Here is an 18,435-nt window from a genome sequence, read left to right as displayed (position 1 = left end):
TGACCGGATCGGCAAGCCGCGACGCGGCGCGGTTGCCGACTGACACCGTGCGCTCAGGTATCCGCGCGCCGCGTCCCCATCCACGGCAAGCGCTTGACCACGCCGGTCGCCAACGCGGTGCCGACCAGGATCACCGCGCACCCTTCGAGCATGCCGGGCGACACCGTCTCGCCGAGAAACAACGCGCCCCACAGAATGCCGAAGATCGGAATCACGAAGGTCACGGTGATCGCGCGCGTCGGCCCGGCGACCGCGATCAGATGGAAGAAAAGCATGTACGCGATGCCGGTACAGGCGACGCCGAGCGCGATCACCGCGCCCCACGCGCGCAGCGAGATTGGCGCGGCGGGCCAGTAGACGACCGCGAGCGGCAGCAGCACGATCGTCGCGCCGATCATCGTGCCGGTCGCGACGGTCAGCGCGTCGACGCCAGTCAGATGACGCTTCGTGTAGTTGGCGGCGATGCCGTAGAGCAGCGTAGCGCCGAGCGCGGCGCCGGCCGCGAGCGCGACGCTCAGCGGCGAGGCGGCCGAGCCGGCCGGCGCCGCGATCTGATCCCACACCAGCATCAGCACGCCGAGAAAGCCGACCACGAGACCGAGAGTGCGCAACGCGCTGAGCCGGTCGCGCAGCCACAGGAAGCCGACCAGCGCGCCCCACAGCGGCGCGCACGCATTGATCACCGACGTGACGCCCGCCGACAGCGTCAGCTCGGCATACGCGAACAGGCAGAATGGTGCCGCCGAATTGAGGATGCCGACCACGAGCAGCGGCACTGCGCGCGTGCGCAACACGGTGGCGGACTGTTGCAGCGGCCGTCGCGCGATCAGCACGATCGCGAGAAAGAGTGCGCCGATGCCGACGCGCAGCGCCATCAGCGGTGCGACGCCGAAGTCGGTCACGCCGACGCGGATGAACAGGAACGATGCGCCCCACAGGGCAGCGAGGATCAGCAGTTGCAGCAGGTTTCTGGTTTTCATTGGAATGGCGCCGCGCGCAGTTGAGTCGGGACGCCAGCTCATCGTAACAGTGCGATCGCGCGAATCGTTTCAGTACGGGATGAAACGGCAAGATCCGGGAGACAGCCGCGTCCGATGAGGTCGATGGTAAGCGCTGCGAGGGCGCGCGCCAAACGAGCAATTCTCGCCGATATGTGAGAAAAATTGGCGGAACGGAAGTGGGGATCGGATCGGAAACGGCGCCCGCGATGCGCGGGCGGCCGTCCGAAAAGATGTGAATTGCATTGCGCCGTTACTGGCGCGACCTCAATGCGGAATCATCCATTGCAGGACGTTCTGCTGCGCCCAGACGAGCACGCCGAGCAGCACCGTCAGCAGAATCGAATGTTTGAAGGTCTTGGCGAACACGTCGCCTTCCTTGCCTTTCAACTCGGTGGTCGCGACGCCGGTCGCGATGTTTTGCGGCGAGATCATCTTGCCCATCACGCCGCCCGACGAGTTGGTCGCCGCCATCAGCACCGGATTCAGATTGAGCTGATTGGCCGCGACCACCTGCAGATTGCCGAACAGCGCATTGCCCGACGTATCGCTGCCCGACAGGAAGACCGCCACCCAGCCGAGGAACGCCGACACGAGCGGAAACAGCGGCCCGACCGACGCAACGCCGAGACCGAGCGTGTAGGTGAGTCCCGAGTAGTTCATCAGGAAAGCGAGGCCGACGATCGTTGCCACGGTCAGGATCGCGATGCGCGTTTGTACCCACGTATCGGAGATCGCCTTGCCGAACTCGGCGGGCGAGAGCCGTACGACGAACGCGGTGATGAGCGCGGCGACGAGGATCGCGGTACCGGTCGCGAGCGGCTGGAAGTCCCAGATCGCGCCGTACGGCGTGTTGTAGAGCGTGATGAACACGGCCTTGTCGAGACCGGGCCACGACACCTTGATGTCGCCGATCGTGAAGATCCTCGCGATCGTCCAGATGATCACGACGACCGACACAATGATCCACGGATACCAGCCCTGTGCGCCGCCGATCTTGCCGCGCACCTCGCTGATGCGATCGACGTTGACCGCGAATTTCGGATCGACGACGGGCTTCCAGACGCGCAGGAACGCAACGGTGAGGATCAGCGAAACCAGCGAAGACAGCACGTCGGTCAGGCTGTAGTTCACGAAGTTCGAGACGACGAACTGGGTCAGCGCGAAGCTGACGCCCGAGACCAGCAGCACCGGCCAGATCCGCAGCATGTTGCGAAAACCCGCGTACACGCCGATCACATAGAAGGGCAGCAGGACCGCGAAGAAAGGCAATTGCCGCCCGACCATTTTCGCGAGCACGTCGGACGGCAGATGCGTGACCGCGCCGAGCACCGTGATCGGCACGCCGAGCGCGCCGAATGCGACTGGCGCGGTGTTGAAGATCAGCGTGAAGGTCAGCGCTTCGAGCGTCGGAAAGCCGAGCATGATCAGCAGCGAACTCGTGATCGCGACCGGCGTGCCGAAACCCGAAATGCCCTCGAGCAGCGCGCCGAACGAAAAGCCGACCACGACGAGCACGATGCGCCGGTCGTTCGGCAGGTTGTCGATCATCCACAGGCGGAAGGCCTCGAAGCGTCCCGAGCGCTGCGCGATGTTGTACAGCAGGATCGCGGTGAACACGATCCACATCACTGGCCAGATCGCGAACACGACGCCAGCCGCGACCGAGTTGAACGCGAGCCCGACCGGAAACTGCCAGACGAAAATCGCCACGATCAAACCGATGATCAGTCCCGCGAGCGATGCTTGCCACGCGGGTCTACGCGCCCAGCCGAGCAGCGCGAGCACGGCGATGATCGGCAGCGCGGCGACGATGAACGACGGAAAAAGCGAATTGCCAACCGGAGTGAGTAGTTGATGAAACATCACGTCTCCTTCGTTGTTGTGTAATTCGACGCGGGGGATTGCGCATGACGGCGCGTCGCTCTGATTCGGCGGACGCTCACAAGTGGCCTCGACAAAGCGGCGTCGCCCGATTTAAGCGGGTGCTGCATGAAACCTTCTAAGGATAGAGCGCCATATCGGCGCGTCAAGCCGGGAAAGTACGGGCGGGGTATGCGCGGCGGAGGGCGATACGCGCGGAAAAACGACTCTTGAAAAAGCGCGCGCGCCGGCAGTTGAAGTGCCGGCGCGTGCACGCTACGCGACGAAAGAGGACGGTTCAATGCCAGTGGCCGCCCCCATGGCCGCCCCAATGGCCGCCCCAATAACCGCCAATGCCGATCGCAATCGACGGTCCGTAGTAGGCGGGGTAGCCGTAATAAGCGGGATAAGGATAAGTCGGCGGCGGATAGTAGGCGGGATAAACCGGCGGCGCCGCATACACGGGCGCGGGAACCGCATAACCGGGCGGCATGTCTTGCGGTGCGACCTGCATTTGCGCCTGGGCTTGAGGCGGCTGCTGTTGATCGGTCGCCGGCGCGGTTTGGTCGGCTGTGGTCGCGGGCGCGGTCGAATAGTACGACGGGTAATAGCCGGCGGGATAGTAGCCGGCGGGGTAATAGCAGCCTGCAAAACAGAGACTCGAGGCGAGCACGCAAATCGTGGTGGCGGGCCGCGCGAACCTCGCGGAAAAACTGGACGAATCGCGTGGCGTCGAGAGGCGCACCACGCAAAGATGGGTGACGACGCGGGACTTCATGGCGTGCTCCTCGATGAACCGATGCCGCCTTGCGCGACGTCGTTATGAGGAGCTTACGCTCTTGCCGCGGCAGCGCTGTGGCAAAACCGCAACCGCATATTTCAGCCTATTTCCACGCGCGTTGTCGGGACGAGGGCGCACCGCATCCGGCGCCCTCGGCAGTCCGGATCGTGGTCCGAAAAATCGTTTGCTGTCCTGTACGAACCGTTAGATGCCCATCGGCCGCAACGCTCACTTGCCGCTCATTTGCCGCTCACTTGCCGCTCACTTGCCGACCTGGTTACCGATGACACCGCCTACCGCGGCGCCGCCCAGCGTCGACCAGCCATTGCCGCCGATCGCCGCGCCAGCAGCGCCGCCGACACCCGCGCCGATCGCGGTGTCGCGTGTACGTGGAGACATGTCGCCGCATGCCGCGAGGCCCGCGACGAGTGAAATGGCGGCTGCGACCGTACCAAGACGAGTACCGAGATGACGGATCGATTCCATGATGCTGACTCCGCTCGTTGTTGGAAACAGATGTTTCCTTTTCTCAGCACGCAACGTGCCTGCTCGATGCGGTGGAAAAGAAAAGCCCGCCATGCCGGCGGGCTTCGATACTGCACTGCTGGTTCGCGCGAATCGCGCAACCCGCTTATTGCCGCTGATAAATCTCCGCGCCTTGCTTCATGAACTCGATCGACTTTACTTCCATGCCTTTCTTCAGCGCTTCGTCGTCGGTGACACCTTGTTGCGCGGCGAACTCGCGTACGTCCTGGGTGATCTTCATCGAGCAGAAGTGCGGGCCGCACATCGAGCAGAAATGCGCGACCTTGGCCGAATCCTTCGGCAGTGTTTCGTCGTGGAATTCGCGCGCCTTGTCCGGGTCGAGACCGAGATTGAACTGGTCTTCCCAGCGGAATTCGAAGCGTGCCTTCGACAGGGCGTTGTCGCGCACCTGCGCACCCGGATGACCCTTCGCGAGATCGGCGGCATGTGCGGCGAGCTTGTACGTGATGATGCCGGTCTTCACGTCGTCCTTGTTCGGCAGACCGAGGTGTTCCTTCGGCGTCACGTAGCACAGCATCGCGGTGCCGAACCAGCCGATCATCGCGGCGCCAATGCCCGACGTGATGTGGTCGTAGCCCGGCGCGATGTCGGTGGTCAGCGGCCCGAGCGTGTAGAACGGCGCTTCGTCGCACCAGTCGAGCTGCAGGTCCATGTTTTCCTTGATCAGCTGCATCGGCACATGGCCCGGACCTTCGATCATCACCTGCACGTCGTGCTTCCACGCGATCTGCGTGAGTTCGCCGAGCGTCTTCAGCTCGCCCAGTTGCGCTTCGTCGTTCGCGTCGTAGATCGAGCCGGGACGCAGGCCGTCGCCGAGCGAGAAGGCCACGTCGTAGGCCTTCATGATTTCGCAGATCTCTTCGAAATGCTCATACAGGAAGCTTTCCTTGTGATGCGCGAGACACCACTTCGCCATGATCGAGCCGCCGCGCGACACGATGCCGGTCATCCGGTTCGCCGTGAGCGGCACATATTGCAGACGCACGCCCGCGTGGATCGTGAAGTAGTCGACGCCTTGCTCGGCCTGCTCGATCAGCGTGTCGCGGAAGATTTCCCAGGTGAGGTCTTCAGCCTTGCCGTTGACCTTTTCGAGCGCCTGATAGATCGGCACCGTGCCGATCGGCACCGGGCTGTTGCGGATGATCCATTCGCGCGTTTCATGAATGTGCTTGCCGGTCGACAGATCCATCACCGTGTCGCCGCCCCAGCGGATCGCCCACGTCATCTTGTCGACTTCCTCGCCGATCGACGATGTCACCGCCGAGTTGCCGATGTTCGCATTGACCTTCACGAGGAAGTTGCGGCCGATGATCATCGGCTCGCTTTCCGGGTGATTGATGTTGTTCGGGATGATCGCGCGGCCGCGCGCGATTTCCTCGCGCACGAATTCCGCGGTGATTTCGGTGAGGCCGTTCGGACCGAACGCGCTCGCGCCGAATGCCTGGCCGGGGTGCTGACGGCCCATCATCGCGGCGAGCTTCGCGCCGTCCGGGCCGCTCGTCTTCAGGGTCTCCAGGTACTCGGCACGGCGCTGGTTTTCGCGAATCGCGATGTATTCCATTTCCGGCGTGATGATGCCTTGCTTCGCGTAGTGCATCTGCGTCACGTTCCTGCCGGCGATCGCGCGGCGCGGCGTGCGATGCAGTCCCGGAAAACGCAGCTGCGCGGTGGCCGGATCGGCGGCGCGCTCGCGGCTGAAGCTGCTCGACAGACCGGTCAGCGGCTCGGTGTCGCCGCGCTCCTCGATCCACGTCTGGCGCAGCGCGGGCAGACCCGCGCGGATGTCGATCTCCGCGTCCGGGTCGGAGTAGGGGCCCGACGTGTCGTACACGTAGATCGGCGGATTCTTTTCGCCGCCGAAGCTGTCGGGCGTGTCGGCCTGCGAGATTTCGCGCATCGGCACGCGGATGTCCGGGCGCGAGCCGCTTACGTAGACCTTGCGCGAATTCGGCAACGGCGCGACGGCCGCCTCGTCCACGTGGGCTTCGGCGGAAATAAACTTCGGATTGGCGTTCATGTAAGTCTCCGTACAAAGTGGGGCGGCTAAGCAGGAGACCGAGATGGAAGTAGTCGGAAATCGCGGAGAGGTGAGGCCCTTGAGGCTGGAGCGAAATCCGTACGCTTCCCTGCGCTGGCATTATCCAGATCAGGTTCAAAGGGTATTTCTCACCCACGCAACACGGACCTCCAGCTCCGCGCTACGCAGGACCCCCGCGTTAGCAGCGCACACGATACACCGGCCGCCAGCGGTTTGGCAACCTGTCTGAATGACTCAAAAAAACTGGTCCGGATGAAACCAGACATCTCCTATGCTTGATTCGAGACCGCATCAGACAAGGCAACTTACAGCGAGGGAACGGCCGGCTTACAGTGAAAAATCGTCGGCAGCTTCAGGCTGATACAGGATTTTGTCGAGCTTGAGCACTTTCTGGTCGCCGCTGGGTGGCGTGAAGCGGACGCTCTCGCCGCGGCGCGCGCCGAGCAGCGCGAGGCCAGCCGGCGAGAACACGTTCAGGCGCCCTTGCGCGAAATCGGCGTTGGGCGGATAGACGACGGTCCACGTCATCTGTTCGCCGCTCGCCGTGTCGATCAGCGTCGCTTGTGAGTTCATCGTCACGACGTCGGCGGGGATGTCGTGCGAGTCGACGATCACCGCGCGTTCGAGCACGTCGTCGAGCATGTGCTGCAACTTGGCGTCGGCGGCCGCGTATTTCTCGAGGCGGGTCACGTCGAGTTCGGTCAGGTAGCAGGTTTTGATCTTCTTCATCATCAGGACTCCGGATAAGGCGGTCATGGATGGCCGCGTGCAACGACCCATGGGGTGGTCGGCGGATGAGTGGACGAATGGGAGAGCCCGGTGCCCGGCGACGCGGCCCTGGGTATTGGCGGGCTGCGTCAGCGAGGGCGCCGGGCGGCGTGAAGCGGGAGCGTTCGGGGCGTCTCGCCGGGGCCGTGCGCCGCGACGCCCGCGCGCGCGCACTCGCCTGCGCGGCGTGGGCGCAAGCGAGCGAGAGCACGGAAAGTCGGACGACGCAGAGAAGTCACGGGCAAAACGACCAGGTGTTGGGGACGAGCGATCGAGAGGTGCCGGGCGACAAAGCGTGAGGCCGCGCGGCAGCAGCGAGACGAAAACTTAATGTTAGCACGCTGTCTCACGCAGCTCCGTTTGCGACGTCGCGCCCGTCGATTGACCGTTTTTGTGCGGTGCGAGAAGAAAGCGGTGTGGTCCGCATTGCGTTCAAGCCAGTCAGAGGACTGCCGTTAAACAGGTGCAGCGAAGGCCGCACTCCAGCGAAGCGATTCGCGGGATGGCGCGTGAATGGCGCGAGGCGACTCGCGCCGATCGACAGAGAGGTGCACATGAAAGCGGAAAGCAGGCGGTGGCGAACGTTCGGTCGCACAGTCGCAGTGGTGGCATTGCTTGCCGCGCCGCTGGCGGCGCCGGCGGCATCGACGGTGACGGGCGGCGTGATCCGGTTCGTGGGGATGGTCGTTGCACCGCCGCTGCAGGTCAGCGTGGATACGGTGCCCACTGGCGTCGCCGTCGGTAGCGCGAGCGTGGCGGGTCAGCGCTTCTCGCGCACGGTGACGTTCAGCGCGCCGCCGGGCGTCGTCAGCAGGGCCGTTGTCGCGCTCGAAGTGAACGGCGGCACGCAGTCGCGCGATCTGGTGGCGGCGCGTTTCGTCGATGGCACCGGGCGCGTCGCGACGGCCCGCGACGGCCACTACGCGGTCGATCGCGCGGGCGGCGTGCTGTCGTTGAACGCGAAGCGCACCGATACGGACACGCGCGTGACGGTGGTGGTCAGTTACGACTGAGTCACGGGCGAGCTTTGGCTGGCTCATCCCACGCCGGAAAAAAATTAAAAGAGGCTTGTCATAACCGGCCGCGCGGTTCGACAAACGTGCAGATTACGATCGGAGCACGTCATGTCGACCGCGCACAATCGCTCGATACTTCAGCGCTTTACGACTTTTTCGACGCCCGCCGTCGGCCTCGCGCTTTTTCTGCTGAGCGGTTCTGGCATCAATGCGGCCGACGCGGCCGGGCCCCTATGCGCCACGCACAGCCCCGCGCACCGCGTCGCGCTCGTCGAGCTGTACAGCAGCGAAGGCTGCGATAGCTGCCCGCCCGCCGACCGCTGGCTCAGTCAATGGAAAAGCGACGGTGCCGCGCACGGCATCGTGCCGCTCGCGCTGCACGTCGACTACTGGAACAGCCTCGGCTGGACCGACCGCTTTTCCCAGCATCGCTTCACCGAACGTCAGCAAACGCTGACGCGTCTCGCGGGCGCGCACACGCTCTATACGCCGGAAGTGTTCGTCGCGGGCCGCGAGCTGCGCGACTGGTCGCAACGCGACAGTTTCGAGCGCCGCATCGCCGAGCTCGTCGCCGAACCCGCCCAGGCGAGCGTCGCACTTGCGCTGAGCCCGCGTGCGCCCGGCGCGTTCGATGTCGATGCGCAGTTCAGCACGACGCCAGCCGCCGCCACGGGTGCGTCGAGCGCCTATCTCGCGGTCTATGAAAACGCGCTGACGACGCAGGTCGGCGCGGGCGAAAACCGCGGCGCGACGCTGCATCACGAGCGCGTCGTGCGCGCCTGGTTCGGGCCCGTGCCGCTCGTCTCCGGTCACGCGCGGATTCATCAGGACATCGATGTACACGCTGCGAGCGTCGATGCGCAAGCCGATCCGAGCGCCAACGCCGCCGGCCGCTTCGGCGTGGTAGCGTTCGTCGAAAGCGACACGAGCGGCGACGTGCTGCAAGCGTCCGATCTTCCCGCGTGCCGCTGATCGACATCGCGCTCGCCGCATTCTCTACCGCTGCTCGAGGAGAGCCCCATGTCCACACCCCACGCCTTGCGCCCCAGCGCACCCGCCACGCCCACCGCGCCGAAGCGCGGCGTCATTCATCCGCTGTGGCTGCGCATCACGCATTGGCTGAACGCGCTCGCCGCGATCGTGATGATGCTGTCGGGCTGGCGCATCTACGACGCGTCGCCGATCTTCCCGGCGTTCAGCTTCCCGACCGCGATCACGCTGGGCGGCTGGCTCGGCGGCGCGCTGCAATGGCACTTCGCGGCGATGTGGCTGCTGGTGTTCAACGGTCTCATGTATATCGCGCTGAATCTCGCGAGCGGGCGTTTCGTGCGCAAGTTCCTGCCGCTGACGCCGCGCGCGGTACTGCGCGATTTCGTCGCCGCGTTGCGCGGGAAGCTGTCGCACGACGATCTGCGCGTCTACAACGCGGTGCAGAAATTTGCCTACCTGTTCGCGATCGTCGATCTGATCGTGCTCGTGCTATCGGGGCTCGCGATCTGGAAGTCGGTGCAGTTTCCGCTGCTGCGCGAACTGATGGGCGGCTACGACAACGCGCGCATCGTGCACTTCAGCGCGATGTCGCTGCTGGCCGCGTTTCTTGCGGTGCATCTGGCGATGGTCGCGCTCGTGCCGCGCTCGCTGCTCGCGATGCTGCGCGGACGTTGAGCCGCGGCTACCCACGCTCATGCTCACGCTCATGAAAACGCAACGCGAATTCCAAACGGATACCGAATCATGAACAAGCCGATAGAGAAACCAGCGGACCCATCCACACATCGTGTTAGTCACAAGCTCGACCGCGCATCGATCCTGCTCGATGCCAAGCGCGAACTGGCGATGCCGTCGCGGCGCCTGTTCGGCAAGCAGCTCTTGACGCTCGGCGGCCTGTCGATGCTGACCGGCTGCTCGCTGACCGACGACGCTTCCGTGAACCGTTTCCTGACCGCCGTGTCGCGGCTGAACGATCGCGCGCAGGCCGCGCTGTTCGATCCGAAGCAGCTCGCGCCGACCTACACCGAAGCGCAGATCACGCGGCCGTTTCCATTCAACGCGTACTACGGCATCGACGACGTGCCGCACGTCGACGGCTCAGATTATCAATTGAAGCTGAGCGGTCTCGTAACCGGCCAGCGCGTGTGGACGCTGCCCGAGCTATACGCGCTGCCTCACGCGGAGCAAATCACGCGACACATCTGCGTCGAAGGCTGGAGCGCGATCGGCCGCTGGGGCGGCACGCCATTCCGCGATTTTCTGCGGCGCGTCGGCGCGGACACGACGGCGAAGTACGTCGGCTTCAAATGCGCGGACGACTACTACGAAAGCATCGACATGCCGACCGCTTTGCATCCGCAAACGCTGCTGACGTTTTCCTACGACGGCGAACGGCTGCCCGCGAAATACGGCTACCCGATGAAGCTGCGCATGCCGACCAAGCTCGGCTACAAGAATCCGAAGCACATCGTCGAAATATTCGTCACCAACACGTATCCCGGCGGCTATTGGGTCGACCAGGGCTACAACTGGTTCGGAGGCTCCTGACGCATGCGGGCGCACGCGCGCTTGCGGCAGCGGCTTCGGAAGCACGCCGGCTCTCGCCGGCTTCGATTCATCCACCACCAAGGAGTCATCCCATGAAGAAGATTGCAGTTACCACGATCGCGTTGTTGATGCTGGCAAGCGGCGGCACGGCCTTCGCGCAGGCGAGCGGCGCGATGTCCAACGATGAGATGTCGAAGAATGCGATGTCGAAAGATTCGATGTCCAAAGACAGCATGTCGAAGGACGGCACGAAAAAGGACACGATGAAGCACGACTCGATGAAAAAGGGCGGCGACGCGATGAAGCACGAGGCGTCGGGCACGATGGGCAACTGAGTCGGCGCCGAGGGCGCTTAGCGATCCTGCCGATGCGCGGCCGCGCATCGAAAGGATCCGACACTGACCGTAAGCCGGGGATGCGTCCCCGGTTTTTCTGTTGCGGGAAACCAAAAAGTTACGATTCTGTCGCGTGGCGTTCTCGGCGCTTACTGCATAATGCGGTGCGCGCCGCGGCTTTGCCAACCTCGCCGCCGCGCAGCGCGGCCGAGTTCCATCGTGTCGTTCTGACCGGCGCGGCCGCCACCGCCGTTTCTGGCGCTTCCGGCGCCGCCCATCGTCTTACCGTTCCACCGACATGTCCGCCAGCCTCGCCCGTCCGACCGCATCGCCGATGCGGTGCCCGCCATCCCGCCCGAAAGGTATCGACGCAGGCTCGGCGCCTTGCGGGCATCGAGCGCATCGCGCGGGTCGAGTGGCGACGGCGGGCTGAAGCATGTCGCTGCAACGTTCAGTTTTTTCTCCGCGCGGCTGGCCGCTGCGTCTGCCGCAATCGCGCAGCGGGCGGATCGCGCTCGCGCTTGCCGTCGTTTATCTGGTGTGGGGCTCGACGTACCTCGGCGTGCACGTCGCGCTCGGCTCGTTCCCGCCGCTGCTGATGTCGGGCTTGCGCAACCTGTTCGCCGGCATGGGTCTGTTCGTGTTCGCCGCGCGCCGCAAGCCAATCTGGCCGAGCTTCGCCGAAATCCGCAACGCGGGCCTCGTCGGCACGATGCTGGTGGGTCTGTCGAGCGGCATGCTCGCCTACGGCATGCGCACGGTCGGCACCGGCACTGCGGCCGTGATGGTCGCGACCGTGCCGCTGTTCGCGACCGTGATCGCGGCCGTCGCCGGACGCAAGATCGGCCGCGGCGAATGGTTCGCGGTCGGGCTAGGGCTCGCCGGCATCGTGATTCTGAGTCACGGCGACAGCACGCCGGGCTCGACGGGCGGCAGTCTCGCGATTCTGTGCGGCGCGCTGTTCTGGGCCGGCGGCGCGCATCTGGCCGGACAGCTGAAGCTGCCGTCGGACCTGTTTCTGTCGACCTCGCTGCAGATCGGCCTCGGCGGCGCGATCTCGACGCTGGTCGCGTGGGCGTCGGGCGAGCGGATGCTCGAGCTGCATTTTCTGCCTCTCGTCGCGTTCCTGTATCTGATGCTGATCGGCACGATGGCCGCGTACGTCGCCTACGGTTATCTGATTCGCCACACGAGCCCGATCATCGCGAGCAGCTGCATGTACGTGAATCCGGTCGTCGCGGTCGCGCTGGGCGCGCTGCTGCTCGGCGAGCCGGTCACCCGCTCCACGGTAATCGCGACGATCGTGATTCTGATCAGCGTCGGCATGTCTTTCTGGTTCGATTACCGGAAGAAGCGCAGCGCCTGATAGCGGCGCGGTTCTCATCGAACCGATACCGGCAATCGCGGGCCGCCGTGCCGTTTCATCGCGTTCTGAAAATGCGTCGCGTCGAGTGCCAGCCAGCACGCAATCATTCACGAAAAAAAAGCCCGCCGCGGCATTCCGCGACGGGCTTTGCAAATCCTGCTGCCATGTGCCGGCTTATTTCGCCTTATCCGCCTCGTTCGTGATGGCGTGGCCGCCCTTCGAAATATCTTCGCCGGCGCCCGCCATCGTGTTGCAGCCGGTGACAAGCATGGCGGTTCCTGCAAGCACAAGCAAAGCGATCAGTCGAGTCATGAAACTTCTCCTTGTCGAGAATGCATCGGTTGATGTCGTCCGACCGGGGCCATGCCAGTCGATCAGGTCTCGATCCGGTTTCGAACCGGCCTGATTGCATGGTAAAAAAAGGGCGGGGGCGGCGCTGTCGGCCGCGCCGCGATTTTGTTGTAGGCGTGCTCCGGTGTTTGCGTCGGCGCACTCCTACAACGGCTTGGGGACGCTGCGGCGAGCATCTGTCAGACGGGGCTTTGCGACGAAGTGGGCGGCGTGGCCGGCGACGTCAGCGGCTGATCGACCGAAGGCGTCGCGGCGCTCGCGCTCGGCATCACGACGTCGATGTCGGTGCCGTTTTGCGCGCCACGGCGGATGTCGAAGCGCCCGCCATGCGCGGCCACGCGCTGACGCATGCCGAGCAGGCCGTGCGTATGTGTGCGCTTCAGGTCGGCCGGCATGATGCCGATGCCGTTGTCCGCGATATGCAGCGCGACCTCGCCGTCGCCGACCCGCAATGCGATTCCGACCTTCGAGGCCCGCGCGTACTTGGCGGCGTTCGTCAGCGATTCCTGCGCGACCCGAAACAGCGCGATTTCGGTCTGCTCGTCGAGCTGGATATCGTCGGCGGGCAGGTGCAGATCGAGCGTCCAGTTGTTGCGCTGCGCGGCTTCGTCGGCGAGCGTGCGCAGCGCGGTAACGAGCCCGAAATTGGCCAGCACGGTCGGCCGCATGTCCTCGATGATGCGCCGCTTCAACGCGATGCCCTGGTCGAGATTGGCGAGCGCGCGCTGCAGCTTGTCGGCGATGTCCGGCTCGCTGTCCTTCAGCTTGCGGCGCGCCCATGCGACGTCCATCCGGCATGCGGTCAGAATCGCGCCGAGCTCGTCGTGCAACTCGCGCGCGAGCTGGGTCTTTTCGTTTTCGCTGACCGCCTGCAGATGCCAGCCGAGCGCTTCGAGCTGCCGCGTGCGCTCGTTGACGAGCTGGTCGAGTTCCTCCTGCTGCGTGATCAACTGACGCTGCGCGCGCGCCTGCCGGTCGATCTGGATGCCGAGATTGCGAAACAGCAGGATGAACAGCACGATGTTCAGCGCCGACAGACCCGCCGCGCACAGCGTCGACAGCCGCTGATCGGCGCGGCTCGCGGCCAGCGCGTGCTGAGCGCGGCGCTCCTCGTTGTCGCGCAGCAGCGTGAGCGTACTGTCGATCAGTGACGCGTCCGCCGGATTGACGTCGCTCGCGGGCCCGCATACGCCGAGATCGAGCGGATGCGGCGCGGCGTGCTGCATCGCGGCGGCGCCCGCACCGATGCGCGCGTCGATTAGCGCGAGAATCTGCGTGAAGCTCGCGAGTTCCGCGCTGTCCGCGCGGCCGCCGCGATAGAAGTGGTCCAACTGCTGCGTGGTGTCGCGGATGCGCGCGGCGCTCGCGCAGAACGCGTGGGCGGATGCGTCGTCCTTCGTCAGAAGAAACTGGTTTTGTTGCGCGGTGAGGCGCGACAGATCGCTCGCGAGTGTGCTCAGTCGCACGGTGACGTCGCGCGCTTCAAGCGCGGTTTCATACTCGGCGGTGATGCGCTGACGCGCGGTCTCCAGAATCACGAGGCCTCCCACCGTGATCACGATCGCCACCGTCATCGCGATCGCCCAGCTGCGATTGCGCATCCAGTCGGCAAGCCGCGCCGTGGCGCGCGCGCCAGGTTGTTCCGGCGGGTTCTGCAGATTCGACACTTCCGGCTCCAGAAAGAGGGCATCGACTCCGGCATCGACTTCAGCATCGCGCGAAGCCGCGCGCGTAATGTCGTCGTAATCCAATGTAAGCGGATTCTCACACGAAAAACGGCGAGCGTCGGAATGCGCGCGGCGCCGCGCATCGATAGCATGGACCCGATCGTTCATGCAATGTTTCGGGAGGAAGCCATCATGTTGAAGTGGGCACTGTTCTTCGCGATTGTCGCTGTGATCGCCGGTCTTCTCGGCTTCACCGGCATCGCGGCCGGCGCGGCGGCGATCGCGAAGTTCCTGTTCTTCGTCTTTGTCGTGCTGTGCATGGTGTTCCTCGTACTGGGCTTCGTCGTGACGAAGAAAACGATCGATTAGCGCGGCCATCGCCGTGGCGGCAAGCCGCGCCCTCACAGCAGGCGAGCGATTTGCTGGTAGTCGATTGGAAGGCCAACAAAAGGGAGAAATGCCATGCTTCACTATGCTCTCGTCTTCTTCGTGATTGCGATCATCGCAGCCGTGTTCGGCTTTTCCGGCATCGCGGCCGGCGCGGCCGAAATCGCGAAGATCCTGTTCTACATCTTCCTCGTCGTGTTCGTGGTCACGTTGCTGCTCGGCGTGTTTCGAACCTAGCCGCGCGAGCCGGATGAACGCAACATGAGGTAGGCAGCGAAGTACGCAATACGTAGGAGCGGGTAGTCAACAAGGCGCGTGAACGCGCGGCGTTTGAATCCCCGATTTAGGCGCCCGCGTTCGAAGCGCGCCGTGATTCCACCCTCGGCGCATCAGGCGCGATTCGTGCTGATGCGCGATTCACCCAATACCGGATAAAGGAGAAGTTCGATGGCGAAGCAATCTGGCGACACGTTCGTGATGGACATCAAGAAGATCCGCGAGGACGCGCGCAAGCATATGTCGGATGGTCCGGTCACGCAGAGCTATGGCGCGAATCGCGAGACGGTGCTCAAGCTGCTCAACGACGCGCTCGCCACCGAGATCGTCTGCACGCTGCGCTACAAGCGCCATTACTTCATGGCGAAGGGCATCAATTCGGAAGCGGTCGCGAGGGAATTCGCCGAGCACGCAACCGAGGAGCAGGAGCACGCCGATCGCATTGCCGAGCGCATCGTGCAGCTTGGCGGCGAACCGGATTTCGCGCCGGACGGCATCAAGGCACGCGCGCATTCGGAATACAAGGAAGGCACCGATCTGACCGACATGATTCGTGAGAACCTGATCGCGGAGCGCATCGCGATCGACACGTACCGCGAGATCGTACGGTATCTCGGCGAGAAGGACGTGACCACGCGCCGGCTGTTCGAGGAGATTCTCGCGGTCGAAGAAGAGCATGCCGACGATATGGCGGATCTGCTCGCGGGGCGAGAGTAGCGCACCAGGCGACAGGGAAGCGTCGACGGACCGGGTCGCGGGCGAACTCGGGAATGCCGGTGGCTGCGGTGCGAAGCCGCCCTCGCGTTCCGCGTCCAGCCGTGGCCCCGGATCATTTCAATGTCCGCATCGGAGCGACTCCCTTTGCACGGAACCCAACCGATGATTCGAGTGCTGATAGTTGACGATCATGCGATCGTTCGAGGTGGTTTCAGACAGTTCGTCGCCGACGAGCCGGACATGTGCGTCGCCGCCGAGGCCGCCACCGGCGAGGAAGCGATCTGCCTCGTGCGCGAGCAGGCATTCGACGTCGTGCTGCTCGACATCGCGATGCCGGACAAGAACGGCATCGACACCTTGCGTGTGATCAGGCAGGTGCGTCCCGAGCAGGGCGTGCTGATCCTGTCGGGCTACCCGGAGAGCCAGTACGCGATCAATCTGCTGCGCGCGGGCGCGAACGGCTATCTGAACAAGGACTGCGAGCCGGAGGAAATCGTGCGCGCGATCCGCTCGGTCGCGCGCGGGCATCGCTATCTGTCGGAGGCGGTCGCCGACGCGCTTGCCGACAATCTCGACAAGCCCGCCGCGGGGCGTCCGCATGAAGCGCTGTCGGAGCGCGAATTCCAGATCTTCTGCAAGCTCGCGGCCGGCCAGTTGCCCACCGAGATTGCCGAAGAGCTGCATCTGTCGGTCAAAACGGTGAGCACGTATCGCGCGCGGGTGCTCGAGAAGATGCGTCTCGCGAACAACTCGGACCTCACGTATTACGCGATCAAGAATGGCCTGATCGAATGACGGACGATCGAGATATCCCGATGAACAGCGAACCGAACCCCGCTACCGAGTCAGCCAGCCGCGCGCCGTTGCGCGTGCTGCTGATCGAGGATTCGCCGCTGATCCGCCGCAGCCTCGTAGAGGCGATCGATGCGTCGGGCCTGCTGCGCGTGGCCGCCTATGCCGATTCCGCCGATCAGGCGATCGCGCTGCTCGGCGACGAAGCGTTCGACGCGGTGATCGTCGATTTGCAGCTGAAGCAGGGCTCGGGCGTGCCGGTGCTCGCGTATCTGCAGCGCGAGGGGCTGATCGATTCGATGTTCGCGGCGGTGCTGACCAATCACGCGTTGCCCGCGTACCGCGAGCGCTGCGAGCAGTATGGCGTGCGGCACTTTTACGACAAATCGTTCGAGTTCGATCGCGTGCTCGATGCGCTGCATGAGTATGCGTTGGGGCGGGGTGGCGGGGTGTAACGACTCGACCGGCGGGAGTGCGCATTTCGCGGATGAACCGGGCGAGATCGAGCCACGTGTCGTTCATTGCAGACGATCCTGCGGTTTCACCGGGCGGTTATATGCATTAATCGTCTTGCAGCCGATTATTGCCACGTCAGATGCGGTGACTATGCACCCACTGCGGGAGTTGCTCGACCGACGAATACGCCGAGATGGCTCTGGTCAGCCTGATATCAATGCCAAGCCCGCGCCGGCAGCCGCAAATGATTCCACGCGCCGAGCCCGGCAAACGCGATCCCCGCGATAGTCACGCCGATCCACCCGAACACCGGCCACACGATCGCGCCGACACCCGAACCCAGCGCCCCGCCGATGAAATACGCGACCATGTACACGGTATTCACGCGGCTGCGCGCATCGGGCTTCAAGGCGTAGATGCGCGACTGATTCGAAATCTGCGCGGCCTGCACGCCGATGTCGAGAACGATCACGCCGACCACGAGGCCCGCGATGCTCTTCGCCGAAGCGCCGAAAATCACGAACGCGATCACGACCAGCACGAGCGACACGGTAATGATGGCGCGCGGTCCACGCCGATCGGCGAACTTGCCGGCGAGCGGCGCGGCCAGCGCGCCGGCCGCGCCGACGATACCGAACAGCCCCGCGGCCTGCGGCCCGAGATGAAACGGCGCGCCCGCGAGCAGCAGCGCGAGCACCGACCAGAAAATGCTGAACGCGCCGAACAACGCCGCACCGGTCAGCGACGCCTCGCGCAGCGCGCGATGCTCGGTGACCAGGTGCCACATCGACACGAGCAGCTTGCCGTACGGCAACGTCGAGGTGGGCTGACTCTTCGGCAAACGCAAAATGATGACGACCGCGAGCGCGAGCAGCGCAACGACGGATGCGCCAAACACCGCGCGCCAGCCGAAGTATTCGGCGACGATGCCCGCCGCGGTCCGCGCGAGCAGGATGCCAAGCAGCAGGCCGCTCATCACGGTGCCGACCGCATGGCCGCGTTCGGATGGCGGCGCGAGTTCGGCCGCGAACGGCACCGCCTGTTGCGCGATCGTCGCGAGCACGCCAATCGCGAGACTCGTGACGATCAGCACCGCGAGCGTCGGCGCCGACGCTGCGACGATAAGCGCGACGCACATGCCGGCGATCTGCAGCAGGATCAACAGACGCCGGTCGAAGCGATCGCCGAGCGGCGCGAGCAGCAGCATGCCAGCGGCGTAGCCGAGCTGCGTGACGGCCGGCACCGCGCCGACCCATGACGCGCTGTCCGGAAACGACTGGCGGAAGTTGTCGAGCAACGGCTGGTTGAAATAGATGTTCGCGACCGAGATACCGGCGATCGTCGCTAGCAGCAGCAAGACGCCGCGCAACGACCGGGCGGAGGAAGCGGAAGTGGAAGCGTCGGAAGTGGACATGACAGGGGCGGATCGACGGACCGGCCCATGCGCGGTCCTCAAGCGTGCCGATCATACCGGAGCGGCGGGGTTCGTGCTGACGGGCGCGCGAGGCTCGCCCGCGCATCCGGTGTCAGGCGGTTGCGA

The 18,435-nt window shown here is 64.6% G+C and carries 20 protein-coding genes and 1 riboswitch; of the genes, 11 read left to right on the top strand and 9 right to left on the bottom strand.

Features of this window, described 5'->3' with window-relative positions:
- Window positions 1-53 precede the first annotated feature (53 nt).
- The 6 genes from HDG39_RS11875 to HDG39_RS11850 all read right to left on the bottom strand — a co-directional run bounded on the left by HDG39_RS11875 (window position 54) and on the right by HDG39_RS11850 (window position 6,958).
- Window positions 54-980: a DMT family transporter gene (locus HDG39_RS11875; RefSeq protein WP_260327752.1), complete on the bottom strand. Its 927-nt coding sequence runs from the start codon at window positions 978-980 to the stop codon at window positions 54-56.
- Window positions 981-1,265: 285 nt separating this feature from the next.
- Window positions 1,266-2,864: an L-lactate permease gene (locus HDG39_RS11870; RefSeq protein ID WP_184006131.1), complete on the bottom strand. Its 1,599-nt coding sequence runs from the start codon at window positions 2,862-2,864 to the stop codon at window positions 1,266-1,268.
- 295 nt (window positions 2,865-3,159) lie between these two features.
- Window positions 3,160-3,639, bottom strand: a complete 480-nt coding sequence (locus tag HDG39_RS11865; protein WP_184006129.1) for a hypothetical protein — start codon at window positions 3,637-3,639, stop codon at window positions 3,160-3,162.
- 264 nt (window positions 3,640-3,903) lie between these two features.
- On the bottom strand, window positions 3,904-4,128 hold the full coding sequence (locus tag HDG39_RS11860) for a YMGG-like glycine zipper-containing protein (RefSeq protein WP_184006127.1): 225 nt from the start codon (window positions 4,126-4,128) through the stop codon (window positions 3,904-3,906).
- Window positions 4,129-4,273: 145 nt separating this feature from the next.
- Window positions 4,274-6,205: a phosphomethylpyrimidine synthase ThiC gene (gene thiC, locus HDG39_RS11855; protein ID WP_184006125.1), complete on the bottom strand. Its 1,932-nt coding sequence runs from the start codon at window positions 6,203-6,205 to the stop codon at window positions 4,274-4,276.
- 88 nt (window positions 6,206-6,293) lie between these two features.
- Window positions 6,294-6,411, bottom strand: a riboswitch (TPP riboswitch).
- 142 nt (window positions 6,412-6,553) lie between these two features.
- The gene (locus HDG39_RS11850) at window positions 6,554-6,958 is read right to left on the bottom strand and encodes a GreA/GreB family elongation factor (RefSeq protein ID WP_260327751.1); all 405 of its coding nucleotides are present in this window, start codon (window positions 6,956-6,958) and stop codon (window positions 6,554-6,556) included.
- Between the two features lie 638 nt (window positions 6,959-7,596).
- On the opposite strand from HDG39_RS11850, the gene HDG39_RS11845 reads away from it, so the two are divergent.
- The 6 genes from HDG39_RS11845 (at window position 7,597) to HDG39_RS11820 (ending at window position 12,249) form a co-directional block, all read left to right on the top strand.
- Window positions 7,597-8,007 carry a hypothetical protein gene (locus HDG39_RS11845; RefSeq protein WP_311666162.1) on the top strand — a complete coding sequence of 137 codons (411 nt, stop codon included), beginning with the start codon at window positions 7,597-7,599 and terminating at the stop codon, window positions 8,005-8,007.
- 111 nt (window positions 8,008-8,118) lie between these two features.
- Entirely contained in the window at window positions 8,119-8,982 is an 864-nt protein-coding gene (locus HDG39_RS11840; protein WP_184006122.1) for a DUF1223 domain-containing protein, read from the top strand.
- A 48-nt stretch (window positions 8,983-9,030) separates the two neighbouring features.
- On the top strand, window positions 9,031-9,675 hold the full coding sequence (locus tag HDG39_RS11835; protein ID WP_184006120.1) for a cytochrome b/b6 domain-containing protein: 645 nt from the start codon (window positions 9,031-9,033) through the stop codon (window positions 9,673-9,675).
- A 69-nt stretch (window positions 9,676-9,744) separates the two neighbouring features.
- The gene (locus HDG39_RS11830; protein WP_184006118.1) at window positions 9,745-10,548 is read left to right on the top strand and encodes a molybdopterin-dependent oxidoreductase; all 804 of its coding nucleotides are present in this window, start codon (window positions 9,745-9,747) and stop codon (window positions 10,546-10,548) included.
- 92 nt (window positions 10,549-10,640) lie between these two features.
- Complete coding sequence (locus tag HDG39_RS11825; protein WP_018421112.1) at window positions 10,641-10,883, top strand: pentapeptide MXKDX repeat protein; 243 nt, start codon at window positions 10,641-10,643, stop codon at window positions 10,881-10,883.
- 436 nt (window positions 10,884-11,319) lie between these two features.
- Window positions 11,320-12,249, top strand: a complete 930-nt coding sequence (locus HDG39_RS11820; RefSeq protein WP_184006116.1) for an EamA family transporter — start codon at window positions 11,320-11,322, stop codon at window positions 12,247-12,249.
- Between the two features lie 174 nt (window positions 12,250-12,423).
- Here HDG39_RS11820 and HDG39_RS11815 read toward each other — a convergent pair whose 3' ends face one another.
- Together HDG39_RS11815 and HDG39_RS11810 are read right to left on the bottom strand one after the other, a co-directional pair.
- Window positions 12,424-12,561: an entericidin A/B family lipoprotein gene (locus tag HDG39_RS11815; RefSeq protein ID WP_018421109.1), complete on the bottom strand. Its 138-nt coding sequence runs from the start codon at window positions 12,559-12,561 to the stop codon at window positions 12,424-12,426.
- Between the two features lie 218 nt (window positions 12,562-12,779).
- Complete coding sequence (locus tag HDG39_RS11810; RefSeq protein WP_260327747.1) at window positions 12,780-14,435, bottom strand: sensor histidine kinase; 1,656 nt, start codon at window positions 14,433-14,435, stop codon at window positions 12,780-12,782.
- 24 nt (window positions 14,436-14,459) lie between these two features.
- Between HDG39_RS11810 and HDG39_RS11805 the strand changes: the two genes are divergently transcribed.
- From HDG39_RS11805 to HDG39_RS11785, 5 genes are all read left to right on the top strand, one after another.
- Window positions 14,460-14,636 carry a DUF1328 domain-containing protein gene (locus HDG39_RS11805; RefSeq protein ID WP_184006114.1) on the top strand — a complete coding sequence of 59 codons (177 nt, stop codon included), beginning with the start codon at window positions 14,460-14,462 and terminating at the stop codon, window positions 14,634-14,636.
- A gap of 93 nt (window positions 14,637-14,729) precedes the next feature.
- Window positions 14,730-14,891: a DUF1328 domain-containing protein gene (locus HDG39_RS11800; RefSeq protein WP_184006112.1), complete on the top strand. Its 162-nt coding sequence runs from the start codon at window positions 14,730-14,732 to the stop codon at window positions 14,889-14,891.
- Window positions 14,892-15,101: 210 nt separating this feature from the next.
- Window positions 15,102-15,647 carry a ferritin-like domain-containing protein gene (locus HDG39_RS11795; RefSeq protein WP_184006110.1) on the top strand — a complete coding sequence of 182 codons (546 nt, stop codon included), beginning with the start codon at window positions 15,102-15,104 and terminating at the stop codon, window positions 15,645-15,647.
- Window positions 15,648-15,809: 162 nt separating this feature from the next.
- The gene (locus tag HDG39_RS11790; RefSeq protein ID WP_184006108.1) at window positions 15,810-16,442 is read left to right on the top strand and encodes a response regulator; all 633 of its coding nucleotides are present in this window, start codon (window positions 15,810-15,812) and stop codon (window positions 16,440-16,442) included.
- Window positions 16,443-16,462: 20 nt separating this feature from the next.
- Window positions 16,463-16,894, top strand: coding sequence for a response regulator (locus HDG39_RS11785; RefSeq protein WP_018421103.1), 432 nt, complete (start codon window positions 16,463-16,465; stop codon window positions 16,892-16,894).
- A gap of 215 nt (window positions 16,895-17,109) precedes the next feature.
- On the opposite strand, the gene HDG39_RS11780 is transcribed toward HDG39_RS11785, so the two are convergent.
- Window positions 17,110-18,309 carry an MFS transporter gene (locus tag HDG39_RS11780; RefSeq protein ID WP_184006106.1) on the bottom strand — a complete coding sequence of 400 codons (1,200 nt, stop codon included), beginning with the start codon at window positions 18,307-18,309 and terminating at the stop codon, window positions 17,110-17,112.
- Between the last annotated feature and the right edge of the window lie 126 nt (window positions 18,310-18,435).

It is taken from the genome of Paraburkholderia lebeckiae, assembly GCF_014201005.1.
In the GTDB taxonomy this organism is placed as follows: Bacteria; Pseudomonadota; Gammaproteobacteria; order Burkholderiales; family Burkholderiaceae; genus Paraburkholderia; species Paraburkholderia tuberum.
Note: the sequence above shows the minus strand (reverse complement) of the source record. Positions and strands in the feature narration are given on the sequence as shown.

What these genes read in the sequence shown, in the direction of transcription:
- HDG39_RS11830 (WP_184006118.1), top strand. Translation starts at nt 9,745, where the DNA reads ATGAACAAGCCGATAGAGAAACCAGCGGACCCATCCACACATCGTGTT.
- HDG39_RS11810 (WP_260327747.1), bottom strand. Translation starts at nt 14,435, where the DNA reads ATGAACGATCGGGTCCATGCTATCGATGCGCGGCGCCGCGCGCATTCC.
- HDG39_RS11860 (WP_184006127.1), bottom strand. Translation starts at nt 4,128, where the DNA reads ATGGAATCGATCCGTCATCTCGGTACTCGTCTTGGTACGGTCGCAGCC.
- HDG39_RS11805 (WP_184006114.1), top strand. Translation starts at nt 14,460, where the DNA reads ATGTTGAAGTGGGCACTGTTCTTCGCGATTGTCGCTGTGATCGCCGGT.
- HDG39_RS11800 (WP_184006112.1), top strand. Translation starts at nt 14,730, where the DNA reads ATGCTTCACTATGCTCTCGTCTTCTTCGTGATTGCGATCATCGCAGCC.
- thiC (WP_184006125.1), bottom strand. Translation starts at nt 6,205, where the DNA reads ATGAACGCCAATCCGAAGTTTATTTCCGCCGAAGCCCACGTGGACGAG.
- HDG39_RS11820 (WP_184006116.1), top strand. Translation starts at nt 11,320, where the DNA reads ATGTCGCTGCAACGTTCAGTTTTTTCTCCGCGCGGCTGGCCGCTGCGT.
- HDG39_RS11865 (WP_184006129.1), bottom strand. Translation starts at nt 3,639, where the DNA reads ATGAAGTCCCGCGTCGTCACCCATCTTTGCGTGGTGCGCCTCTCGACG.
- HDG39_RS11875 (WP_260327752.1), bottom strand. Translation starts at nt 980, where the DNA reads ATGAAAACCAGAAACCTGCTGCAACTGCTGATCCTCGCTGCCCTGTGG.
- HDG39_RS11825 (WP_018421112.1), top strand. Translation starts at nt 10,641, where the DNA reads ATGAAGAAGATTGCAGTTACCACGATCGCGTTGTTGATGCTGGCAAGC.
- HDG39_RS11870 (WP_184006131.1), bottom strand. Translation starts at nt 2,864, where the DNA reads ATGTTTCATCAACTACTCACTCCGGTTGGCAATTCGCTTTTTCCGTCG.
- HDG39_RS11840 (WP_184006122.1), top strand. Translation starts at nt 8,119, where the DNA reads ATGTCGACCGCGCACAATCGCTCGATACTTCAGCGCTTTACGACTTTT.
- HDG39_RS11815 (WP_018421109.1), bottom strand. Translation starts at nt 12,561, where the DNA reads ATGACTCGACTGATCGCTTTGCTTGTGCTTGCAGGAACCGCCATGCTT.
- HDG39_RS11785 (WP_018421103.1), top strand. Translation starts at nt 16,463, where the DNA reads ATGAACAGCGAACCGAACCCCGCTACCGAGTCAGCCAGCCGCGCGCCG.
- HDG39_RS11835 (WP_184006120.1), top strand. Translation starts at nt 9,031, where the DNA reads ATGTCCACACCCCACGCCTTGCGCCCCAGCGCACCCGCCACGCCCACC.
- HDG39_RS11790 (WP_184006108.1), top strand. Translation starts at nt 15,810, where the DNA reads ATGATTCGAGTGCTGATAGTTGACGATCATGCGATCGTTCGAGGTGGT.
- HDG39_RS11780 (WP_184006106.1), bottom strand. Translation starts at nt 18,309, where the DNA reads ATGTCCACTTCCGACGCTTCCACTTCCGCTTCCTCCGCCCGGTCGTTG.
- HDG39_RS11850 (WP_260327751.1), bottom strand. Translation starts at nt 6,958, where the DNA reads ATGATGAAGAAGATCAAAACCTGCTACCTGACCGAACTCGACGTGACC.
- HDG39_RS11795 (WP_184006110.1), top strand. Translation starts at nt 15,102, where the DNA reads ATGGCGAAGCAATCTGGCGACACGTTCGTGATGGACATCAAGAAGATC.